19 protein-coding genes are annotated in these 21,875 nt (G+C 64.4%); 7 read left to right on the forward strand and 12 right to left on the reverse strand.

Going from position 1 to position 21,875, the window contains the following annotated elements:
- The first annotated feature begins 69 nt into the window (after positions 1-69).
- On the forward strand, positions 70-1,185 hold the full coding sequence (locus OSH12_RS19820) for an efflux RND transporter periplasmic adaptor subunit (RefSeq protein ID WP_266345351.1): 1,116 nt from the start codon (positions 70-72) through the stop codon (positions 1,183-1,185).
- A complete protein-coding gene (locus OSH12_RS19825) occupies positions 1,185-4,337 on the forward strand; it encodes an efflux RND transporter permease subunit (RefSeq protein ID WP_266345352.1) in 3,153 nt (1,050 codons plus the stop codon). Before OSH12_RS19820 ends, OSH12_RS19825 begins: the two co-directional genes overlap by 1 nt.
- A 112-nt stretch (positions 4,338-4,449) precedes the next feature.
- Here OSH12_RS19825 and OSH12_RS19830 read toward each other — a convergent pair whose 3' ends face one another.
- From OSH12_RS19830 to OSH12_RS19860, 7 genes are all read right to left on the reverse strand, one after another.
- Positions 4,450-5,259 (reverse strand): SDR family NAD(P)-dependent oxidoreductase, encoded by an 810-nt coding sequence (locus tag OSH12_RS19830; RefSeq protein ID WP_266345353.1) that lies wholly within the window; start codon positions 5,257-5,259, stop codon positions 4,450-4,452.
- Between the two features lie 12 nt (positions 5,260-5,271).
- Complete coding sequence (locus OSH12_RS19835) at positions 5,272-6,111, reverse strand: NAD-dependent epimerase/dehydratase family protein (protein ID WP_266345354.1); 840 nt, start codon at positions 6,109-6,111, stop codon at positions 5,272-5,274.
- Positions 6,111-7,196, reverse strand: coding sequence for a Gfo/Idh/MocA family protein (locus OSH12_RS19840; protein WP_266345355.1), 1,086 nt, complete (start codon positions 7,194-7,196; stop codon positions 6,111-6,113). The genes OSH12_RS19835 and OSH12_RS19840 overlap by 1 nt, the downstream gene beginning before the upstream one ends.
- Before the next feature lie 2 nt (positions 7,197-7,198).
- Complete coding sequence (locus OSH12_RS26220) at positions 7,199-8,164, reverse strand: carbohydrate ABC transporter permease (protein WP_323180697.1); 966 nt, start codon at positions 8,162-8,164, stop codon at positions 7,199-7,201.
- Positions 8,070-9,014: a carbohydrate ABC transporter permease gene (locus OSH12_RS19850; protein ID WP_266345357.1), complete on the reverse strand. Its 945-nt coding sequence runs from the start codon at positions 9,012-9,014 to the stop codon at positions 8,070-8,072. The genes OSH12_RS26220 and OSH12_RS19850 overlap by 95 nt, the downstream gene beginning before the upstream one ends.
- Before the next feature lie 2 nt (positions 9,015-9,016).
- The gene (locus tag OSH12_RS19855; protein ID WP_266345358.1) at positions 9,017-9,949 is read right to left on the reverse strand and encodes a sugar phosphate isomerase/epimerase family protein; all 933 of its coding nucleotides are present in this window, start codon (positions 9,947-9,949) and stop codon (positions 9,017-9,019) included.
- A 147-nt stretch (positions 9,950-10,096) separates the two neighbouring features.
- Complete coding sequence (locus tag OSH12_RS19860; RefSeq protein ID WP_266345359.1) at positions 10,097-11,428, reverse strand: extracellular solute-binding protein; 1,332 nt, start codon at positions 11,426-11,428, stop codon at positions 10,097-10,099.
- 303 nt (positions 11,429-11,731) lie between these two features.
- Here OSH12_RS19860 and OSH12_RS19865 point away from each other — a divergent pair, with 303 nt between their 5' ends.
- Positions 11,732-12,364, forward strand: coding sequence for a cysteine hydrolase family protein (locus tag OSH12_RS19865; protein WP_266345360.1), 633 nt, complete (start codon positions 11,732-11,734; stop codon positions 12,362-12,364).
- Positions 12,365-12,367: 3 nt separating this feature from the next.
- On the forward strand, positions 12,368-12,919 hold the full coding sequence (locus OSH12_RS19870; protein ID WP_266345361.1) for a MarR family winged helix-turn-helix transcriptional regulator: 552 nt from the start codon (positions 12,368-12,370) through the stop codon (positions 12,917-12,919).
- Between the two features lie 9 nt (positions 12,920-12,928).
- On the opposite strand, the gene OSH12_RS19875 is transcribed toward OSH12_RS19870, so the two are convergent.
- Positions 12,929-13,819, reverse strand: coding sequence for a LysR substrate-binding domain-containing protein (locus tag OSH12_RS19875; protein ID WP_266345362.1), 891 nt, complete (start codon positions 13,817-13,819; stop codon positions 12,929-12,931).
- A 198-nt stretch (positions 13,820-14,017) separates the two neighbouring features.
- On the opposite strand from OSH12_RS19875, the gene OSH12_RS19880 reads away from it, so the two are divergent.
- Complete coding sequence (locus OSH12_RS19880; RefSeq protein WP_266345494.1) at positions 14,018-15,196, forward strand: acyl-CoA dehydrogenase; 1,179 nt, start codon at positions 14,018-14,020, stop codon at positions 15,194-15,196.
- Positions 15,196-16,338, forward strand: a complete 1,143-nt coding sequence (locus OSH12_RS19885) for a CaiB/BaiF CoA transferase family protein (protein ID WP_266345363.1) — start codon at positions 15,196-15,198, stop codon at positions 16,336-16,338. Before OSH12_RS19880 ends, OSH12_RS19885 begins: the two co-directional genes overlap by 1 nt.
- A 231-nt stretch (positions 16,339-16,569) precedes the next feature.
- Here the strand turns inward: OSH12_RS19885 and OSH12_RS19890 are convergent, their stop codons facing one another.
- The 4 genes from OSH12_RS19890 to OSH12_RS19905 form a co-directional block, all read right to left on the reverse strand.
- On the reverse strand, positions 16,570-17,136 hold the full coding sequence (locus OSH12_RS19890) for an amino acid synthesis family protein (protein ID WP_266345364.1): 567 nt from the start codon (positions 17,134-17,136) through the stop codon (positions 16,570-16,572).
- Complete coding sequence (locus OSH12_RS19895; protein WP_266345365.1) at positions 17,133-17,717, reverse strand: amino acid synthesis family protein; 585 nt, start codon at positions 17,715-17,717, stop codon at positions 17,133-17,135. Before OSH12_RS19895 ends, OSH12_RS19890 begins: the two co-directional genes overlap by 4 nt.
- A gap of 23 nt (positions 17,718-17,740) precedes the next feature.
- Complete coding sequence (locus OSH12_RS19900) at positions 17,741-18,934, reverse strand: amidohydrolase family protein (RefSeq protein WP_266345366.1); 1,194 nt, start codon at positions 18,932-18,934, stop codon at positions 17,741-17,743.
- A gap of 198 nt (positions 18,935-19,132) precedes the next feature.
- Positions 19,133-20,053 (reverse strand): LysR family transcriptional regulator, encoded by a 921-nt coding sequence (locus OSH12_RS19905; protein ID WP_266345367.1) that lies wholly within the window; start codon positions 20,051-20,053, stop codon positions 19,133-19,135.
- 64 nt (positions 20,054-20,117) lie between these two features.
- On the opposite strand from OSH12_RS19905, the gene OSH12_RS19910 reads away from it, so the two are divergent.
- On the forward strand, positions 20,118-21,863 hold the full coding sequence (locus tag OSH12_RS19910) for an FAD-binding oxidoreductase (RefSeq protein WP_266345368.1): 1,746 nt from the start codon (positions 20,118-20,120) through the stop codon (positions 21,861-21,863).
- Positions 21,864-21,875 lie beyond the last annotated feature (12 nt).

A 21,875-nucleotide genomic window follows, 5' to 3' on the forward strand; every position in this document is an offset into this window, starting at 1 on the left:
CATCTCTTTTTGCGGTGCAATGCCATGCGTTTGCCCTTCCCCTCCCGCCGGACCATAGCAGCACTGCTCATGGGCACTAGCCTGCTCGCCCTTCCGGCGGCAGCCATGGCGCAAGCGCCGGCCGCCCCGCCGCCGCCCAGCGTCGAGCTGACCACCCTCAATGCCCGAGAAGTACCGTTGAGCTACAGCTATGCGGGCCGCATCTCGGCTTTCCGCGAAGTCCAGGTCCGCGCCCAGGTGGGCGGCATCCTGATGGAACGTGCCTATATCGAAGGCGCGCGCGTCAAGGCCGGCGACGTGCTGTTCCGCGTCGATCCGAAGACCTATGAGGCCGAAGTGGCCAGGGCCGCGGCGCAGCTGCAGACCGCCGAGGCCCAGCTCGCGCAAGCCACACGCGACAAGACGCGTGCGGTCGAGCTGTTCACGCGTCAGGTCGGATCGCAGAAGTCGCGCGACGATGCGCTTTCGGCTGTCGATCTCGCCGAGGCAGCCGTAGCCGCTGCCAAGGCGCAGTTGAAGGCGGCACAGATCAATCTCGACTATGCGACGGTTCGCGCGCCGATCGACGGCATCACCAGCCTCGACGTCGTGCCGGAAGGCAGTCTGGTTGGCGTCAGCAGCGGCGATAGCCTGCTGACCACCATCACCCAGCTCGATCCGGTCTACGTGAACTTCTCGTTCACGGATGCGAACGCGGCCGAGCTGCGCCGTATCGCCGATGCCCAGAAGACGCATACGGCCGATACCAAGCTGACTGCCACCATCACCTTCGGTGACGGCCGGGTCTACGACAAGCCGGGCGAGATCGACTTTACCTCGGCGAGCATCGACACGCAGACCGGCACCATCCGTTCGCGCGCCATCTTTGAGAACCCGGATTCCTACCTGATCCCGGGCCAGTTCGTCCGCGTCACCATTTCCGGCATGTCGCTCGCCTCGGCGATCGTCGTCCCGGAGATCGCGGTCCTGCAGGGTCCGCAGGGCAAGTTTGTCTATACCGTCAACGAGCAGAATGTCGCCGCCATGGCGCCCGTCACCCTCGGCCAGTCGGTTGAAGGCGGCTGGATCGTCACCGACGGCCTGAAGTCCGGCGACCAGGTCGTCACTTCCGGCGTCATCAAGGTCCGTCCCGGCGCGCCGGTCGCGGCTTCGAAGACCACTGTCCAGACTGCGCAGGCGAACTGATGAACCGCTTTTTCGTCGATAGGCCAGTCTTCGCGGCCGTCATTTCGATCGTCATCGTGCTGGCGGGCATCCTCGCCATGCGCGCGCTGCCGATCGCCCAGTATCCCGAACTGACGCCACCGCAGGTGGTCGTCACCGCTACCTATCCCGGCGCCAGCGCCGATGTTTTGACCCAGACCGTCGCCGCGCCGCTCGAAGAGCAGATCAACGGCGTCGAAGACATGCTCTACATGCAGTCGGTCAATTCGAGCTCTGGCTCGATGCAGCTGACCGTCACCTTCGCGACGGGAACCGACGCCGACCAGGCGACCATCAACGTCAACAACCGCGTCCAGCGTGCGGTCTCGGCGCTGCCTTCGGAAGTGCAGCGGCTCGGCGTCACGGTCAACAAGCAGTCGAGCTCGATCCTCGCCGTCGTCGCGCTGACCTCTGACAACCCGCAATATGATTCCGTCTACCTGGCCAACTACGCGCTGCTGAACGTCATCGACGAGCTGAAGCGGACGCCGGGTGTTGGCCAGGCGAACCTGTTCAGCCGCGAGAACTACGCCATGCGCGTCTGGCTGCGGCCGGACAAGCTCGCCCAGTTCGGCTTGACGACGGATGAAGTCGCCACGGCCATCCGCGAGCAGAACCAGCAATACGCGGCCGGCCGCGTCGGCGACCCGCCGACCGATGGCATGCTGACCTATTCCTACGCGGTGACCACGGACGGGCGCCTGCCCGACGCCGAAGCCTTTGGCAACATCATCCTGCGCTCGGATTCAAACGGTTCGACGCTGCGCCTGCGCGACGTCGCCCGCATCGACCTTGGCGCCCAGGACTATGGCTTCAAGGCCATCCTGAGCGGCCAGCCGACCGTCCCGATCGGCATCTATCTGCAGCCGGGCGCCAACGCGCTCAACACGATCGAAGCGGTCAAGGTCAAGCTGGACGAGATCCAGACGCGGATGCCGGAAGGCGTCAGCTACAAGATCCCCTATGACACGACCCTGTTCGTGCAGGCCTCGATCGAGGAAGTGATCAAGACCTTCATCGAGGCGCTTATCCTCGTCGTGATCGTGGTCTTCGTCTTCCTGCAGAACTGGCGGGCGACGCTGATCCCGCTGATTGCCGTGCCGGTATCCATCCTCGGCACCTTTGCCGGCATGTATCTGCTCGGCTTCTCGATCAACCTGCTAACCCTGTTCGGCCTGGTGCTGGCGATCGGTATCGTCGTCGACGACGCCATCGTCGTGCTCGAAAACGTCGAGCGCATCATGACGACGGAAAAGCTGCCGCCGCGCGAGGCGACCATCAAGGCGATGGGCGAAGTGACGGGTCCCGTCATCGCCATCGTGCTGGTGCTGGTCTCGGTGTTCGTGCCGGTGGCCTTCATGGGTGGCCTGGCGGGCGAAATGTATCGCCAGTTCGCCATCACCATCGCCGTCTCGGTCACGATCTCCGGCATCGTCGCCCTGACGCTGACACCGGCGCTGTGCGCCCTGTTGCTGAAGCCGGGCCATCATGAGCCGATCCTGCCGTTCCGCCTGTTCAACCGCTTCTTCGACTGGTTGACCCGCGGCTACACCGCCGGCGTGCGTTTCTTCCTGAAGCGCGCCCTGCTCGGCATCGCATTGTTTGCGATCATGATCGGCGCGATGGGCTATCTCGCCATGAAGATCCCCGGCGCCCTCGTGCCGGAAGAAGACCAGGGCGTCATCCTGACGGTCGGCATCCTGCCCCCGGCAGCTGCCCTGTCGCGCACCGCCGAAGTCATGTCGACGGTGAGCGAGAACGTGTCGAACCATCCGGCGGTCCAGAGCGTCCTTGCCTTCTCGGGCTTTGACCTGCTCGCCGGTTCGCAGTCGCCCAGCGCCGGCGCCGCCTTCGTCAAGCTGAAGGACTGGTCCGAGCGCAAGACGCCAGATCTCGACGCCCGCGCCATGCCAGGCCAGGTCATGGGCATGAATGCCGGCATCCAGGACGGCATGGTGCTCGCGTTCAACCCGCCGCCGATCCAGGGCCTGAGCACGACGGGCGGCTTCGAGCTGTACGTCCAGGACCGTGCCGGCTCCGGCACGCCGCAATTGCTGGCAACGACGCAGGCGCTGGTCGACGCGGCAGCCAAGAGGCCGGAACTCGCCGGCGTCCGCACGACGCTGACGACCAACGTTCCGCAGTACAAGATCAATGTCGACCGCGAGAAGGCCAAGGCCCTCGGCGTGCCGCTGACCTCGATCTTCGCCACCATGCAGGCGACCTTCGGCAGCCTCTATGTCAACGACTTCACGCTCTATGGCCGGAATTTCCAGGTCAAGCTGCAGTCCGAGGCAAACTTCCGCGAGAAGCCGGAGGACCTGCGCCAGGTCTTCGTCCGCGCCGACAGCGGCAGCATGATCCCGCTCGACGCGCTCGTGCATGTCGACCGGACGATCGGACCAGACCTGCTGGAGCGCTTCAACAACTTCCCGGCGGCGAAGGTGATGGGTAACCCGGCGCCTGGCTATTCCTCGGGCCAGGCTCTGGCTGCCATCCGCGCCGTGGCCGCGGAAGCGCTGCCGCCGAACTACACGGTGGCGTGGACGGGCTCGGCCTACCAGGAAATCGCCACCGGCGGTTCGGGCCAGCAGGCTTTGATCTTCGGCATCATCATGGTGTTCCTGATCCTGGCCGCCCAGTATGAGCGCTGGTCGCTGCCGCTCGCCGTCATCCTGGCGGTGCCGTTCGCGCTGTTCGGAGCCCTCGTGGCCATCTGGCTGCGCGGTCTCAGCAATGACGTGTACTTCCAGATCGGTCTGGTGACGCTGATCGGCCTGGCTGCGAAAAACGCGATCCTGATCGTCGAGTTCGCGGTGATCAAACGCGAAGAGGGCATGAGCGCCTTCGACGCGGCGCTCGAGGCGGCGCGCCTGCGCTTCCGCCCGATCGTGATGACGTCGCTCGCCTTCATCCTCGGCGTGGTGCCGTTGGCCATCTCGACAGGCGCCGGCTCCGCCAGCCGCCATTCGATCGGTACCGGCGTCATCGGCGGCATGCTGGCGGCAACCTTCATCGCCATCTTCTTCATCCCGCTGTTCTACAAGCTGATCGGCGGGGGCAAGGACAAGAAGGTGGAAGCCAACACGCCGGCAGTACCGGCGGCGGCAGCGCACCAGGAACCGGCCCACTAGGGGCCGGCCAGAGGCGCCAGCGCCTCAACCTGATCAACAAAAAGGGGCGACGCCATCGGCGTCGCCCCTTTTTCATGCCTGGATCTTGCGCCGTTTACAGCGCAACGATCGTTCAGATGTAGCGCGGATAAGCGTCCGCATCGGGGGCATTCGCCCAGCTCATCAGCGTCTGGCCACCATCGATCAGCAGTTCCGAGCCGGTGACGTGGCGGGCATCGTCGCTGGCAAGGAAGGCAACCACCGCCGCGACATCTTCCGGCTGGCCGATGCGGCGCAGCGGAATGCGATCGGAAAAGCGCTTTGTGCTCGCCTCGAAGGCCGCCAGATCGGCAGCAGGCACGCCGAGAGTCGTCTGGATGACGCCCGGGCAGACGGCGTTGACGCGGATGCCATAGCCGGCGCAATCGAGCGCCGCGACCTTGGTCAGGCCGACGACGGCGTGCTTGCTGGCGGTATAGGGCGAACCGCCCGACAGCACGTCCCAGCCGGCCATGGACGAACCCATGTTGACGATCGCGCCGCCCTGCTTCTGGGCAATCATGATGCGAACGACGGCCTGCTGCACGATGAAGATGCCGCGCAAATTGATGCGCAGCACCCGGTCCCATTCCTCCAGAGCCAGCTCGGGAATGGGCGCCGGCGTGCCGGAAATGCCGGCATTGTTGAACAGGATATCGATCCGGCCAAAATGTTCGACAACGGCGGCAAGCGCCACGTCAACAGCGGCCGGATCCGTGACATCGGCGGAAACCGCAAACGCCCGGTCGCCAAGCTCCGCCGCAAGCGCCGAGGCGCGCGCGCCGTCCTGGTCGAGGATCGCGACGCCCCGCGCACCGTCATCCAGGAAACGCCGAACCGCCGCCTGGCCGATCGCCCCCGCGCCGCCGGTCACCAGGGCGATCTTGTCTGCAAATCTCGTCATGGGGATCTCCGATCAGGTTGCCGGGTATTCGCGCCAGGAATGGCGGGGCTCATAGCCCAATGTCTGGCGCGCATTCTCCAGATCGAACGTGCTGGCGTAGCCCGGAAGGGCGCCGCGCTTCACCTTCGGGAAATGACGCTCTGCCAGATCCGCTGTCGGCTCGTCCATGTAGCTGTCGGCGGCGCTGATCATGACACGGGCATGCCCCTCGACCGGCGCTTCCAGTGCCAGCAGGAAGGCATCGGCCGCGTCGCGCGCGTCGATATAGGACCAGAGATCGCGTCCGGCATCGCCCGAGGCGCGGCGCGGGCCGATCTGGGCGGCAAAGCCTTCCGGCGTCTGCACCCATGGCATCCGCAGGCTGACGGCCGTAAAGGCGCCGCGGCGCACGGCTGCCTGCACCATCTCCTCGCCCAACCACTTGGAAAGCCCGTAGGCATCCTGCGGGCCGGCCGGATGGTTGTCATCAATCGGCAGATAGAGCTGATCCGGCCAGTTGGTGAAGAACGGATAGCCGAAGATGCTGAAGGACGAGGCGTAGACGACCCGGCCAATACCCGAAAGCGCCGCCGCCTCGATGACGTTGTAGGCCAGCGCCATGTTGGTCTGGAACACCTCTGCCTCGGCCCGGCCAATCGGGCGCGGGATGGCGGCGATGTGGAACACGGCATCGGCATTGCGCACGAGCTGCAGCGCGACACCGAGATCGGTCAGATCGGCGGTAATATGGCGCCAACCGCCCTCTGTCGGCGGCGCGGTGTCGATGCCGAGCACGTCATGGCCGGCGGCAACGGCTGCCGCCGCGACATGTCGGCCGAGCAGGCCACTGGACCCGGTGATGACGATCCGCATCAGTTCAACGCCTTCGGCCGGGGCGGCAGCGCCTGGATGATGGCCTGCGCCAGCTTCAGATCTTCCAGACCGCCTTCGAGCGCCGTAAGCGGCTGGGTACCATTCTCGATGCAATCGATGAAGTGCAGCCATTGCTGGCGGAACGCCGTGTCGGGCTTGCCGGGAATGACGGTCTCGGACGGACCATTGCCGCGCGGCTCGCGGATGGTCACGAATGCCGCCGTGTTGCGGACATAGGGATTCTGGAAGTCGACGCGCACTTCGTCATGCTTGCCATAGGCTGCGATCCATTCATCCCACCACTCATACTGGGCGCCGAACGACACTTCGAACACGCAGGGTACGCCATTGGCGAAATTGAGCAGCGCGAAAATGTGGTTGGGATCGACCGCCTTGGCGTATTCGACGCTCTCGGCGACGCCGAAGGCGCCGCGCAGGACGGCGAGGTTATGGCTGCCGAGCATCAGCAGCATCAGATAGGTGTCCTTGTAGCCGGCGTGATCGGGGCCGAGCGAGGCCTCGATGCGGGCGTCGGCCGAAGCGCGGCCGGCGGCGAGGCTCGCCGGATCGACATCGGTGCCGCGAACCTGCGTGTACAGGGTCTGATAGCGGTCGAAGCGGCCTGCGAAGTTGTGGACGTGGATCTGCTTCAGCGCCTCGATCGACGCCATCCGCTCAATGCCGAGTACATAGCCGGGATCGTAAAGCTTCATGTAGCCGACAAGACCGAGCACGCCCCTGGCCTTCGCCTTCTCGATGAGCGGCGCGGCTTCTTCGGCCGTGAAGGCGAGCGGCTTCTCGACGGTGAAATGCTTGCCGGCGGCGATCACGTCCTCGATGATCGGGCCGTGGTCGTAGGTGCAGATCACCACGACATCGACGGCCGGATCGTTGATCAGGTCGTGATGGTCGGTGTAGCGGCCGGCGACGCCATAGGCGTCGCCAAGGCTGTCGACGACCTGACGCGACAGATCGCACAGCGCCGCGAGCTCGAGCTGGGGCAGTTCCTTGATGATCGGCAGATGCATGAGCTGGGCAATCTCGCCGCAGCCAACGACGCCGACACCGATTTTACGCTTTGTCATTCTCAGGCCTTCACTGCGCCGGCGGTCAGGCCGGCAATAAACTGCCGCTGCATGAGCACGAACAGGAGGATCACCGGCAGGGTGGTGATCATCAACGCTGCGAAATAGAGATTCCACATGGAGTCGTACTGTTGGAAGAAGTTGACCAGCCCGAGCGGGATGGTCTGCACCTCCGGCTGCCGAAGCAGCAGGAAGGCTAGGAAGAAGTCGTTCCAGACTTCGATGAAGCCGAAGATGATGATCAGCGCCATGCCCGGACGAGCGAGCGGCAGCATGATCCGGACGAGGATCGCGACCCGCCCTGCCCCGTCGACGCGCGCGGCATCCTCCAGGTCGAACGGCAGCGACATGAAGAAGCTGCGCATGATGAAGATCGAAAGCGGCATGATCGACGCGGCATAGATGAACGAGATGCCGACAGTCGAATTGATATGCCGAGGTCGCGCGCCACCATGAAGAGCGGGATTGCCAACACCTGCGGCGGCACCAGCATCGAGCCGACGACGAGGCCGGTGACAATGTTGCGGCCGGGGAATTTGAGCCGCGCCAGCGCGTAGCTGCAGGGCGTCACCACCAGGATCAGGATCGCCAGCGACAGCAACGTGACGGTGACGCTGTTGACGATGCGCGTTCCCATCTCGGCCATCTGCCAGGCCTGGATATAGTTGTCGAGGACCGGGCTTGTCGGCGGGCCCCAGACATTGTTGATCAGCTCGGACTTGGTCTTCAGCGAGCCGAACAGCACCCAGATCAGCGGATAAAGCGTCTGGAACAGCACGATGGCGAGCGCCGCATAGATGCCGATCCGTTCCAACATGGCGCTGAATGAACCGGCCGAATCCGGCGGCGCTCCGTGCGTGGATGATGTAGCCATCAGACCTTGAACCTCGTACGTCCGAGCAGATAGACGAGCGCCGCGCAAAGGGCGCCAACCAGAACGAACAGCGCGTAGCCCATCGCTGCCGCATAACCCATCTGGCTGTTGGTGAAGGCCGCCTTGACCATCGCCGTGATGACGACTTCGGTGGCGTGGTTGGGGCCGCCCTGGGTCAGGACGTGCACGATGTCGAAATTGCGGACGAAGGCACCCGATAGGCTCAGGATCGTGTTGATGAAGATCACCGGCACCATCAGCGGCAAGGTAATGTGCCAGAAGCGCCGACGCGCATTGGCGCCATCGATGCGGGCCGCCTCATAGAGCTCGGAGGGAATGGTCTGCAGGCCGGCCAGATAGATGACGGCATGGAAACCGAGCCATTTCCACACATCGACGACGATGACCGCATAGAGCGCGACATTCGCGTCGCCGAGCCAGCTGCGCTTCCACGACGCCAGGCCGACGAAATCGAGCCCGGCATTGAGCAGGCCGAACACGGGATTGTAGATCCAGGCCCAGAGCAGGCCGGCGGCGACGAAGGAGATCGTCACCGGCACGAACACCGAGGCGCGGATGAAGCCGCGCATATAGGTGACGCGGTTCAAAAGCAGCGCCAGCGCCAGACCCAGGATGTTCTTGGCCAGGATGCTGACGACGACGAAGATGAAGCTGTTCTTCAGGGCGAGGAGAAACACCCCGTCCTTCATCAGCCGCCAGTAATTGCCGAGGCCGATGAAGCGCGGGTCGGAAAAGCCGTCCCAGCGATGAAAGCTGAGCCAGAAGCCGCTGACGAAGGGCCAGAGGAAAAACAGCGCAAACAGGATGCCGGCCGGCAACATCATCATCGCCGCGACAAACCCGTCGCTGCGCCCCAGGCGTCTCGCAAGCGAGACGCGCGGGGTCGCCGACGCGGGCGTGATGGATGTTGCCGACACCGACATGATCAGCCCTGCGCGCCAGGCGTCAGCACGAGGCCGAGCGTGTTCTTCAGGTAGTCGATGCTCTCGAGCGTGCTCTGCTCGGCGGTCTTCTGCGAAGCATCGAGCTCGACGATGGCGAGACCGGCATATTCGGAATCAAGCAGGACCTTGGTGATACCCTTGAGATCGACGACGCCGGCGCCCAGCTCGCAGAACGCGGCGTAGCGGTCATAGCCCTTGAGAGCGGGATCGACCTTGGTGTCCTTCAGGTGCATGTAGCGAATGGCGGAGATGTAGGTCTTCACCGCGTCGACCGGGTCGGAATAGGTCTGGGCCAGATGGGCCGGGTCGATGCAGAGGCCGGCGACCGAGGTGTCGAGCACATCCATCAGGCGATCGAGCTGCTCGCGCGTCTCGACGAAGGTGTCGAGATGCGGGTGATAGACCGTGTCGATGCCAAGATCCTTGGTGCGACGGCCGATATCCTCGAGCGAGCGGGCAAAATCGCGGTAATCCTGGGCATCATGCGCATTGCCGGAAGCGACCGACGGTCCGCCACCCAGCACCAGAACGGGGGCATCGAAGCCCTTGAGCAGGCGGGCGAGCGACAGCAGCACGTCGCGCTCATATTCCCAGGCGACCGGATTGACGAAGACCGCGTTAACGTAAAGCGACGACAGGCGGATGCCGAGCTCGCTCTGCGCCTTCGACAGGATGGCGTAGCGGCGCAGGATGTCGGTGTCGGTCGTGACGCCCATGGGCGCCTGGTGACCGAGCTGCATGTACTTGCGCGCGAACTGATCCGACAGGCTGGTGAAGGCCAGGATCTCGAACCAACCAAAACCCTGATCGGCCAGGAACTTCAGGGCCGGCTGCAGCGGCAGGCCTTCGAGGTCCCAGCTATTCAGATGATAGCCGATCGAGAAACGCTGCGGCTTCGAGCTCAGGGTCGTCATGGTCATGTCCTTATCGGGATGCGGATCGGGGGGCGTCAGTCCGGCGCCGGACGGGTCAACCGCCCCGGCAAACGGAATGGTCGACTGGCCTTGATGGCGGAAGACCGGGCCCGCTACGGAGCCCGGTCTTCCTATTGAGTGCGAGGCTCAGTCCTGCGGCGGCCAGTTGCCCTGGGCGACGAGGTCGTCATAAACGGCCTGCACGGCGTCGGCCGCCTGCTGCGGCGTCAACTGGCCACCGACGACGCCGGCGATCGACGACGAGACGGCGGTCGCGACTTCAGCCGGCCAGACCCAGTCGAGGAACTTCACCGTGTTCGGGAAGGCGCTGACGCGCAGGTCCTTGGCGTAGGCGTCCTCGACGACCGGAACACCCTTGACCGAGGTGGCGAGCGGCTGCTCGGGCTCGAGATAGAGCGTCGCGACTTCGGGCTGGGTCAGGTAGGACATGAAGGCGACGGCGGGCGCGACCTTTTCGGGCGCGATGGTCGCCGACATGCACATGCCGTTATCCGCGCCGCCGCCATGCTTCGGCTCGCCGGGAGTGCCGGCCATCTTCGGGAAGGCGAAGGTGCCCCACTCGAAGCCCTTCACGCTTTCCTGCAGCGACGGGACTTCCCACGTGCCGCCGTAATACATGGCGCTCTTGCCGCTGGCGAAGGCCGAGCGCATGCCATCCTGGTCGACCGCGAGCGAATCCTTCGAAAGGATGCCGTCATCGACCCACGTCTTGATCAGGTCGAAGGCAGCGACGCCGTCGGCGTCATTGAACTTCGCCTTGCCGTCGAGGATCGCCGTCGTGCGGCCGATCGGATCGCCGGAGGCCTGCGAGAAGGTCTCGAAGTACCACATCGGCCACATCGGCGTGTTCGAGCCCTGATGCAGCAGCGGGATGATGCCGGCAGCGGCGAGCTTCGGCGCGGCGGCCTTCAGGTCCTCATAGCTCGGCGGAACCGGGATGCCGAGATCGGCGAAGGCCTTCTTGTTGTAGAAGATCGCCGAAGTCGACATCGTCGTGATCGGAACGGCGTAGACTTCGCCGCGGACGGTGAAGGCGCCGATCGCCGGCTGGTCGAGATTGGCGGAGAACGCCTCGATTTCCTTGGTGATCGGACGAAGCAGGCCACGACGGACATAGGCGCCGTTGGTGTAGAAGGCCGAGCACGCGATCAGGTCCATTTCCTGATTGGCGAGACGCGCCGTCATCAGGCGCTGGACGTCGTTGGCCTGCGGGCCCTGGGCGTCCCACTCGACGGCCTTGACCTCGGGGTGGGCGGCGAGGAAGCCGGCGATCACCTTGTCCTGAATGGCCTTCTGCACGTCAGGAGCCTGACGCGGGGCCAATTTATTGAGCGCCGATCCACCGAACACCTTGAGGGTGACACCCTCGGCACTGGCAATCGACGGAGACAAGGCAGCCAGAACGGTCATGGCGCTGGCTAGCATCAGGCGCGAAACGGTTCGCTTGCGAATGAGCATGGAAGTCCCTCCAATCAATGACGAGAACAGGTCCCCTCGACCCCTCCATTCATTGATAGTCATACAATAATCTGATCGAATCCCGCCCTTTGTCAATGCATCTTGAGGCGCGCCGCTCATTTTCGGAATCTGCATTAAAATCAGTCAGATACGACTCCACTGTGATTACCTTTTGCACAACTTGATCCGGTTGACACAAGGCTGCTAATATACTTACTAGCCAAATAAAGTTCGTAGCGCCGAGGGCGTGATGGATCCCTGCCGGGGCGCAGGTGATGCAGCAGGACCCGCATGGAGGATCATATGAGTGCTGACGTTTTCTCGGATCATCGCCATGGCGAGACCCTGACCCTGGACAAGGGCCGCACGGCCGTCATCGTCGTCGATATGATCAATGAATTCTGCAAGCCGGGCGGCGCCATGGTGTTGCCGGGCTATGAGAAACTGGTGCCGCAACAGCTCGAAGTGATCGAGGCCGCCCGCGCCGTCGGCGCACCCGTTTTCTGGGTTCACGACGTCCACCGCGCCAACATGCGCCGCGACCGTGAATGGGTGAAGCGTACCCCGCATTGCGTCGAGGGCAGCTGGGGCACCGAGATCATCGAGGACCTGGGCGCGCGGGATGACGAAATCCACATCATCAAGCGTCGCTATTCGGCGTTCTTCCAGACCGATCTCGACATGACGCTCAAGGACATGCAGATCACGCAGCTCGTGGTCTTCGGCGTCGTGACGAATATCTGCGTCCGCTCGACCGTCCACGACGCGTTCTTCATCGGCTACGACGTCGCCGTTCCGCAGGATTGCTGCGCCGCAACTGGAGCGCGCGAGCAGGAAAGCACGCTCTATGACATCGCGACCCATTTCGGCGTTGTGACTAACGCTGCCGACGTGGTTGCATCCCTCAAGGATGGTCTTGCGCTGCGTCAGGTTTAAGGATTGTCTGAACGCCAGCAGGGCAAGGGGCTACACCTATTGATTGAAGACAAGAGCCAGGACAGCGAGGCCGGCCACGAGCCCGCTGCAGGCACCAGCTATAGCCGGTCGCAGATCGCGGACATGATCGCCGCGACCGGTTACGATCTGGATCACCATCCGGCCCACATCATCCGGAAGGTTCACCAGCGCGCGACGACCTGCTTTCAGCAGGTCATGGCGGGCGAAGACCTGACGCCGACGCAATTCGCCGCCCTCGCCACCATTCTCCGGCATGGCGATGTCTCGCAGAACCACCTCGGCCGGCTGACGGCCATGGATCCCTCGACCATCAGCCTGGTCGTGCGCAAACTGCGCAAGCAGGGTTTTGTCACGCGTGGCACGTCGAGTACCGACCAGCGGATGGTGATCATCACGCTGACTGACAAGGGCGTCGACTACACGCTCGAACGGCTGGGCAAGAGCGCCGAGGCCGGCACCCGGCTGTTGGCGCCGCTTTCCGCCGCCGAACAGGCGCTGTTGCTGGAACTCTTGCAGCGCATCAGCGACGACTGAAGCCCGGCCTCATTCGGCGATCTCCTTCAGCAGCCAATCGCGAAACTGCATGAAGGCCTCTCGCTGCTGGCTGCGATGGGGATAAATCAGCGTGTAGGGCTGGTCGCCGATCAGCCTGCGCTCGGATGCCAGCACCAGGTGTCCCGCCGCCAGGGCCGCCCGCGCCACAACCTCCGGCACGAGTGCCACGCCGAGGCCGGCGATGGCCGCGTTGACCACCATGTCGAAATGCTCGAGGCGGGCACCGCGCAGGATGGTTCGACTGTCGAGGCCGGCATCGCGAAACCAGTCAAGCCAGAGCGTGGGACGCGTCGATTGCTGCAGCAGCGGCATGTTCGACAGTTCCTCATCGGCCAGGATGCTCCGGCCCGCGAGCAGCGATGGCGCAGCCAACACGACCAGTTGCTCCTGCATCAGGACGTCCACATGCGAGCCCGGGACGCGGTGATCGCCGCGCTGGATCGCCGCGTCAAAACCGTCGATTTCGAAGTCGACGACATCGAGACGGGCTGAAATGTCGAACGTCATATTGGGTGCCACACTGCGATAGGCCGCCAATCGTGGCACCAGCCAGGTGCTGCCCAAGGTCGGCAGGACAGCCAGCCGCAACACGTCGGCATGGCCGCCAAACGCCATCACCGTCATCGCCGCCTGCTGAAGATCCTTGAGCAGCCGGTCGACGTCACGATGCAGCGCCCTTCCCGCGTCGGAGAGGATCAGGCGCTGCTTGACCCGGTGGAACAGGCGAACCCCGAGACGCTCCTCCAGTGTGCCGACGGACCGGCTGACGGCGCTTTGCGTCAGGCTCAGCGCCAGTGCGGCCCGCGTGGTCGCGCCAAGCCGGGCGCAGGCGGAGAAGGCCTGCAGCTCCGTGATGGTTGGAATATAGCCTTCACGCATAGGCGGTCGCTCACCGTGCTATTATTACCATTACTCATCAACTTCTTTGAAAGCCTTGTTATCGCGTGCAGAGCCGATTTGCTAGTTTTAAGGCCAATGCACGGCGCCATTCCGCCATGCGCTCTCCCGATTTCGACTACAAAGGTGACAGCCATGTCCGCTCAAAACCCGACCTTGAAGGCCAAGGATCAGCCGGCGCTGTCGCGCTTCGCCTGGGAAGACCCCTTCCACTTCGAAGCACAGCTCGACGATGAAGAGCGGATGATCCGCGACACGGCCAAGGCCTTTGCCGCCGACCGGCTGATGCCCCGCGTCGAGAAGGCCTATCTGGACGAGCTGACCGATCCCGAGATCTTCCGCGAGATGGGCGAGATGGGCCTGCTCGGCGTCACCGTGCCGGCGGAATATGGCGGCGTCGGCGCTTCCTACGTCTCCTATGGCTTGGTGGCCCGCGAGGTCGAGCGCGTCGATTCGGGCTATCGCTCGATGATGAGCGTCCAGTCCTCGCTGGTTATGTATCCGATCTATGCCTATGGCAGCGAAGCGCAGCGGCAGAAGTTCCTGCCGAAGCTCGCGACCGGCGAATGGATCGGCTGCTTCGGCCTGACCGAGCCGGATGCCGGCTCCGATCCGGGCGGCATGATCACTAACGCCAGGAAGACCGAGGGCGGCTACGTCCTGAACGGCGCCAAGACCTGGATCTCGAATTCGCCGATCGCCGACGTGTTCATCGTCTGGGCAAAGTCGGAAGCCCATGACGGCGCCATCCGAGGCTTCGTACTGGAAAAGGGCATGAAGGGTCTTTCCGCGCCGAAGATCGGCGGCAAGCTATCGTTGCGCGCTTCGATCACCGGCGAGATCGTCATGGCCGATGTCGAGGTTTCGGAGGATGCGCTCCTGCCCAACGTGTCCGGCCTCAAGGGGCCGTTCGGCTGCCTGAACCGCGCCCGCTACGGCATTTCCTGGGGCGTGCTCGGCGCCGCCGAGGATTGCTGGTTCCGCGCCCGCCAGTATGGCCTCGACCGCAAGCAGTTCGGCAAGCCGCTGGCCGGCATGCAGCTTTTCCAGAAGAAGCTCGCCGACATGCAGACCGAGATCGCGCTCGGACTTCAGGCCTCGCTGCGCGTCGGTCGGCTGTTCGACGAGGGTTTGGCCGCGCCGGAGATGGTCTCGCTGGTCAAGCGCAACAATTGCGGCAAGGCGCTCGACATCGCCCGCCAGGCCCGTGACATGCATGGCGGCAACGGCATCCAGATCGAATACCACGTCATGCGCCACGCCCAGAACCTCGAGACGGTCAACACCTATGAGGGCACGCACGACGTCCACGCGCTGATCCTCGGCCGGGCGCAGACCGGTATCCAGGCGTTCTTCTGATGCAGGCGCTCGAGGGACTGAAGGTCATCGAGCTGGCGCGCATCCTGGCTGGCCCCTGGGCCGGCCAGACGCTGGCCGATCTCGGCGCCGACGTCATCAAGGTCGAAAGCCCGGAAGGCGACGATACCCGAACCTGGGGACCGCCCTTCATCGAGGATGGCGGCGAGAAATCCGCTGCCTATTTCCACGCCTGCAATCGCGGCAAGCGCTCGATCGTCGCCGATTTTCGCACGCCCGAGGGCGTCGAACTGGTCCGCGCGCTGATCGCGGACGCCGACGTCGTCATCGAGAACTTTAAAGTTGGCGGACTGAAAAAGTACGGGCTCGACTATGAGAGCCTGAAGGCGATCAATCCGCGGCTCGTCTATTGCTCGATCACCGGCTTCGGCCAGACGGGGCCGTATCGCGAGCGCGCCGGCTACGATTTTCTCATCCAGGGCATGGCCGGGATCATGGACCTGACCGGCGACCCCGCCGGCGAGCCGCAGAAGATCGGCGTTGCCTTCTCCGACATCTTCACGGGCCTCTACAGCGTCATCGCGATCCAGGCGGCACTCGCCCAGCGCTCCCGCACCGGGCTCGGCCAGCATATCGACATGGCTCTGCTCGATACCTCGGTCGGCGTGCTGGCGAACCAGGCGATGAACTTCCTCGCCACCGGCAAGCCGCCGCGCCGCCTCGGCAACGCCCATCCGAACATCGCGCCCTACCAGACCTTTGCCGTCGCCGATGGCCATCTCATTCTGGCGGTCGGCAATGACGGCCAGTTTGCGCGCTTCGCGGCAGTGATCGGCAAGCCGGAACTTGCCACCGACGCCCGCTTCCTGACCAATTCGCTCCGCGTCGCCAATCGCGTCGCCTTGACGGCGTTGATCGCAGGCGAACTGGCAAACTGGCAGCGGGATGCGCTGTTGGCGAAGCTCGACGTGGCGCATGTGCCGGCAGGGCCGATCAACACGCTGGAAGACGTCTTCGCCGATCCGCAGGTGCTGGCGCGCTCGATGCGTCTCGACCTGGATGGAATTCCCGGTGTCCGTTCGCCGATCACCATGTCCGGCTCCGAACTGGCGCTCGCCAAACGGTCTCCGCGCCTTGGCGAACATGGCGACGAGATCCGGGCCGAGCTGGCGGCCAAGGTGTGACCTTCGGCAGTGGGCAAAACGCTGCCCTCACCTCTCCCTGAGGGAGAGGTCGACGGCCGAAGGTCGGCGGGTGAGGGTTTACGACATCACCGGATCGTTCCCTAAACCCTCACCCGGAGCTTCGCTCCGACCTCTCCCTCAGGGAGAGGTAAAAGCGCCCAACATCCCGCAAACAAAAAGGGCCGCTGCTTGCGCAGCGGCCCTTGGCCATTGAGGCTATGCCAGACCCGCCTACTGGCCGATATCTTCCTTGCGCATGCCGCCGACGCGGGCCAACGGCCGGCCGGAATCGGTGACGGCAATCGCCACCACCATCTCGTGCTTCTTGGGAGCATCCGGGATACGGATTTCCATGGCATCGAAATGGCTGCGGACGCGCGCATGATCCTTGTGGCCAAGCGGCACATCGATGATGGCCCCAATATTGGCGCGCTTCTTCGCCGATGGGATCAACGCGTCGCCCTTGCCGAGCACGGCCCGGAACGGCGCGCCGAGCTTCGGATGCATGATCGCGGCCGCGTGCTCGAACTCACCCTCGGCGCCGACGATGACCGCCTTGCCGAAGCTCTCGACCTGATCGCCGGGAATGCCGAGCAACGCCACCGCGCGACGCGGCAGGATGTCGCCGAGCTGCTCGCCCAGATCCATCAGTTCGCTCAGATCCTCGACATAACGGCCGGAGCCGGCGTTCGAGACGACCGCGACGGCCGACACCTTGCGGAAGGGATGCGGCAGGACGACGTCGCCCTCGATCAGCGTCTCTTCCAGCGTCGTGACGATCTTGCGGATGACGCTCATCGCAGGCCGTCCTCGCCCTTGATCTCGGAGACGGCAAGGCCGCCGACGCGGGCATGAACGCGCGAGCCCGTCGTCATCGAAAGGATCAGCACGATCTCGTCGGCGCGGGGCGCGTCGGGAACGTTGACTTCGATGGCGTCAAAATGGCTGCGCACATAGGAAGCGTGGATATGCGTGATCGGGATGTCGATGTTGGCGCCGACGCCGCCGACCTTCTTGGCCGAGGGAACGATCGCCTTGACGTCGCCGAGCAGAGCCCGCATGGCGTGGCCGCCGGGCATGTGCCAGAGCGCACCATGTTCCAGTTCGCCCGCCTCGCCGACGATCGCGCCCTTGCCGTAGCCCTCGATGACGGACTTGTCGCCGCCGAGCGCATTGAGCAGGCGGGTCGACATTTCCAGACCGAGCGGCTTCAGGTCTTCCATCATGCCAGTGATGTCTTCGACATAGCGACCGGCATAGGGGTTCTTGACGACGGCCATGATCGTGCCGCGGCGCGGCGGATTGGCGGAAACGGGTCCGCCCTCATGGAAAATCTCTTCGATGCGGATGAGGAACTTCCGGACGACGACGTCGGTCATTTCAAACTCCTTGAAGGGGCGGATCAGTTGCAGATGAAGGGCAGGCGCTCGGCCGGCGGTGTATTGCGGCTGCGACCGGAGCGGACGATGCCGTCGATGACGACCATACCGACGCCGGGCAGATCGCCAAGCTGGATGCTGTCGAGCATGTCGCGGCCGGCCGAGTGCATCGCCTTGGCGAGGAACACGAAATCGGCGGGACGGCCGACTTCGATCAACCCGCTGTCGAGCGAACGCATGCGCGACGTGTTGCCGGTGGCAAAACAAAGCGCGATTTCGGCCGGCACATCGCCGAGCGACGACAGCAGCGACACCATGCGGAGAATGCCGAGCGGCTGGACACCGGATCCGGCTGGGCCGTCGGTGCCGAGAATGACGCGCTCCATCTCGCCCATTTCGCGGGCGATGCGCAGCGCATAGAGAGCGGCGCGCTCATTGCCGTTATGGACGATCTCGAGGCCGGCCTTGCAGCCTTCGCAGATGCAGCGGATCTCAAGGTCCGGCAGCGCTGTGTGGCCGCCATTGATGTGGCCGACGACATCGGTGCCGGCCGCCAGCACGACGTCGGCGCCAATAAGGCCCGAACCGGGAACCGAGGGGCCGCCCGTATGGATCGTCGACTGGATGCCGTATTTACGCGCCCAACCCACCATCTTGCCGGCGGTCTCGCCATCCTTGACGCTGCCGAGGCCAATTTCGCCGAGCAGGCGCACGCCGGCATCCGCGAGGTCCTTGAAGTCCTGCTCGACCATGCCCTGCTCGATGATCGGGGCACCGGCGTGGATCTTGACGCCGCCGGGACGGAAGTTGGTGAAGGTGCGCTGCGCGGCAATCGCCAGCGCCTTCAGGCCGACGATGTCGGTCGGGCGCCCGGGCGTATGCACTTCGCCAGCGGAGATCATGGTGGTAACGCCGCCATGCATGGTGCTGTCGATCCAGCCCATCTGATTTTGACGCGGCGTCCAGTCACCAGCGACGGGATGGACATGGCTGTCGATCAGCCCCGGCGCGAGGGCGGCCTGGTTGGCGTCGATCACCTGATCGGCGTGATCGGTATCAACATCCTTGAAGCGTCCGATGGCTGCGATCCTGCCGTCCACGACAACGACCGTATCCGCCTCGATGATCGGATTCTCCATGGCGCCGCTGAGCACCATTCCGATGTTGCGGATGACCAGCTTGCCCTTCGGCTGCGCCGAGACGGGATCGTGTGACATCGCATTTCTCCATAGCGTCCGATGGGCAAGGTTACCTTCATCCACTACACGCGAATTCATATGAGTTCAAACAATAATGACTCACCATTCGTCATTAACAACAACGCCTTTGTCATTCGTCTTTGGAGGTAGACAAACGGAATTGGCAAGGCAGAATTGACCATTTGAAGGTTCGGGATCCAAACTTTCGCCTGTTTTTCAGCCTGAGCCGAGCGATCCAAGCGGCCGGAGACACTGAAGCAGCCTTTCCGCCGCTGGCGACAGCCCCATCCGCGCCCGCGTCACGATGCACAGCGTCCGCTCCAGCGCGAGATCCGCGAGGGCAACCTGGCAGATTTCGGGGCTCTGGATCACCGACGCCGCCAGCTTCGGAATCAGGGCGACGCCCATACCCTGCGAGATCATGGTGAGTTGGGCAATCGTCCCGTGCGCGCGCAGCCGCCCCTTGAGAAAGGCCGGCGGAATCCCGGGGGCGGCGGCGATCAGCTTGCCGGTGCCGGTATTCTCGTTGAGCGCGATCACCTCGTCCGCATCGATCTCGTCGAGACCAATTCGCGCCCGCCCCGCCAGCCGGTGCCCGCGATGGCAAACGAACACAAAGGGATCGATGTGAAACGGCTCGTAGTCGAGCTGGTCGGTCTGGTGCCAGCGCTCGGCGATGCCGAAATCCGCCACCCGATCCAGCACCAGCGAGCCGATCCGCTCGGCGACGTCATCATAGACAGTGATCTCGACCGCGGGGTGGGCGGCGCGAAACGTCGCCAGCGCCGGTGCGAGATGAAAGAGCACGACGGAGGGCGCGGCAGCCACCTTGACCGCGCCGCGCTCGATGCCGCCGACGCGGCGGAGATCGTGCAGCGCCATCTCGAAGTCGGAAAGCACGCGCTGGGCGGTAACGAGGAACTCGGCCCCCGCCTCGGTCGGCGTCACCGGCCTTGCCTCTCGGTTGAACAGGAGGAGGCCGCAATCCGCCTCCAACTGCTTGATCGTCTCCGTCAGCGCCGATGGCACAACCCCAAGGGCATCCGCCGCGCGCGCAAAGGACTGCTCGCCGGCAAGCGTCACGGCGGCGCGAAAATGGCGAATTCCTATGTTCGTATTTTTCGAATGTTTCTTCATTTCATTCTAATGTTACGAAGTCCCGGGTCATGGTTCAAGGAGAGCCCCGAGAGGTTCTTTCCCAATGCTCCATGCCAGCGCCGCCCTGACACCCCGCCTTCCATCGCCGACCGCCTTCGCCAGCGCCCTGCGCAAGGCCGGGTTCGCCGGCGACATCGCCATGGATCACGCTGCCCGGGCCGCGATGGCGACCGACAACAGCGTCTATCAGGTAGAACCCGACATCATCGTCGCGCCGAGAGACGCCGCTGACGTCGCGACCCTGATGGCCGTCGCCGACCGGGCGGAATTCCAGAGCCTGCCGATCACGGCGCGGGGCGGCGGCACCGGCACCAATGGCCAGAGCCTCAATCGCGGCGTCATCGTCAATTTCCAGCGTTTCATGACGCGCATCCTCGCGCTGAACGAGGCGGAGGGCTGGGTTGAAGTCGAGCCGGGCATCGTGCTCGACGAACTGAATGCGGCCATCGCCCATACCGGCCTGTTCTTCGCGCCCAACACCTCGACCTCGAACCGCTGCACCATCGGCGGCATGCTGAGCACCGATGCTTCCGGCAAGGGATCGCGGATCTACGGCAAGACCAGCGACAACGTGCTCGGCCTCGATCTGGTCACGAGTGGCGGCCGGACGATCCGCAGCCTCGAGCCGTCGCCGGCCTGGGCAGCACCCATGCTGGACGAGATTGCCGCTGCCTGCGACGCCGGGCGGCAGGCACTGGTGGAAAACACGCCGCGCATCTCGCGCCGCTTTACCGGCTACGATCTCGAACGTGCCCGCCCGGCGACGGACCAGCTCGAATGGTGGCGGCTGCTGCTCGGCGCGGAAGGCACGCTCGGCCTCGTGACGAAAATCCGGCTGAAGCTGGTGCCGCTGCCGAAGCACAAGCGCCTCGTCGTCGTCGCCTTCGACAATTTCGCCGACGCCCTTGCCGCGGGCGCGCCACTGCTCGACCACGAACCGCTGGCGATCGAAATCATGGACGACTGGGTCCAGCGGCTTGCCCGCGAGGCCGGCCTGATGGACAGCCTGCCCGTCGGGATCCGGGGCGAGGCCGAGGCGAGGATCTCGTATCTGTTCGTCGAGTTCGTCGGCGAGGATGCCGACGCGCTGGCGCGCTCCGTCGCCCGGTTGACCGAGGACGCGCAGCGACTTCGCGGCGTCATCGGCACCTATTGCGCCCGCGACGCCGCCGACAGCGCCCGCCTCTGGTCGACACGCGCCGCCGCCGTCGGATTGCTCGGCAAGCGCGAGGGCGCGAGGCGGCCCGTCGCCTTCGTCGAGGATTGCGTCGTGCCGGTCGAAAACCTCGTCGCCTTCGTCGACGGATTCGACGCGATCCTCAGGGGGCACGGCCTGCGCTATGGCATCTACGGCCATATCGACGTCGGCTGCCTGCATGTCCGCCCGGCGCTCGATCTCGACGACAAGGCCGATCAGGCGACCTTCAAGGCAATCTCCGATGCCGTCTATTCGCTCTGCACGAAGCATGGCGGCATCTTCTGGGGCGAACATGGCAAGGGCATTCGCGGCGCCTATCTGCCGGACTATGTCGGCCCGGTCGCCTATGCCGCCTTCCAGCAGATCAAGCGCGCCTTCGATCCGCAGGAGCGCTTCAATCCCGGCAAGCTCGTCACGCTCGATCGCCATCGGATCGGCATAGTCGACCTGCCGTTTCGGCAGGGCAATGCGCCGGGCGACCTGGCTTTCGAGAAGGCCTTTCATTGCAACGGCAATGCCTCCTGCTTGAACTACAGCAAGACCGTGCCGATCTGCCCCTCCTTCAAGGCGACGCGTGACCTGCGCCAGTAGCCGAAGGGACGC

The organism is Kaistia terrae (genome assembly GCF_026344005.1).
GTDB classification, from domain to species: domain Bacteria; phylum Pseudomonadota; class Alphaproteobacteria; order Rhizobiales; family Kaistiaceae; genus Kaistia; species Kaistia terrae.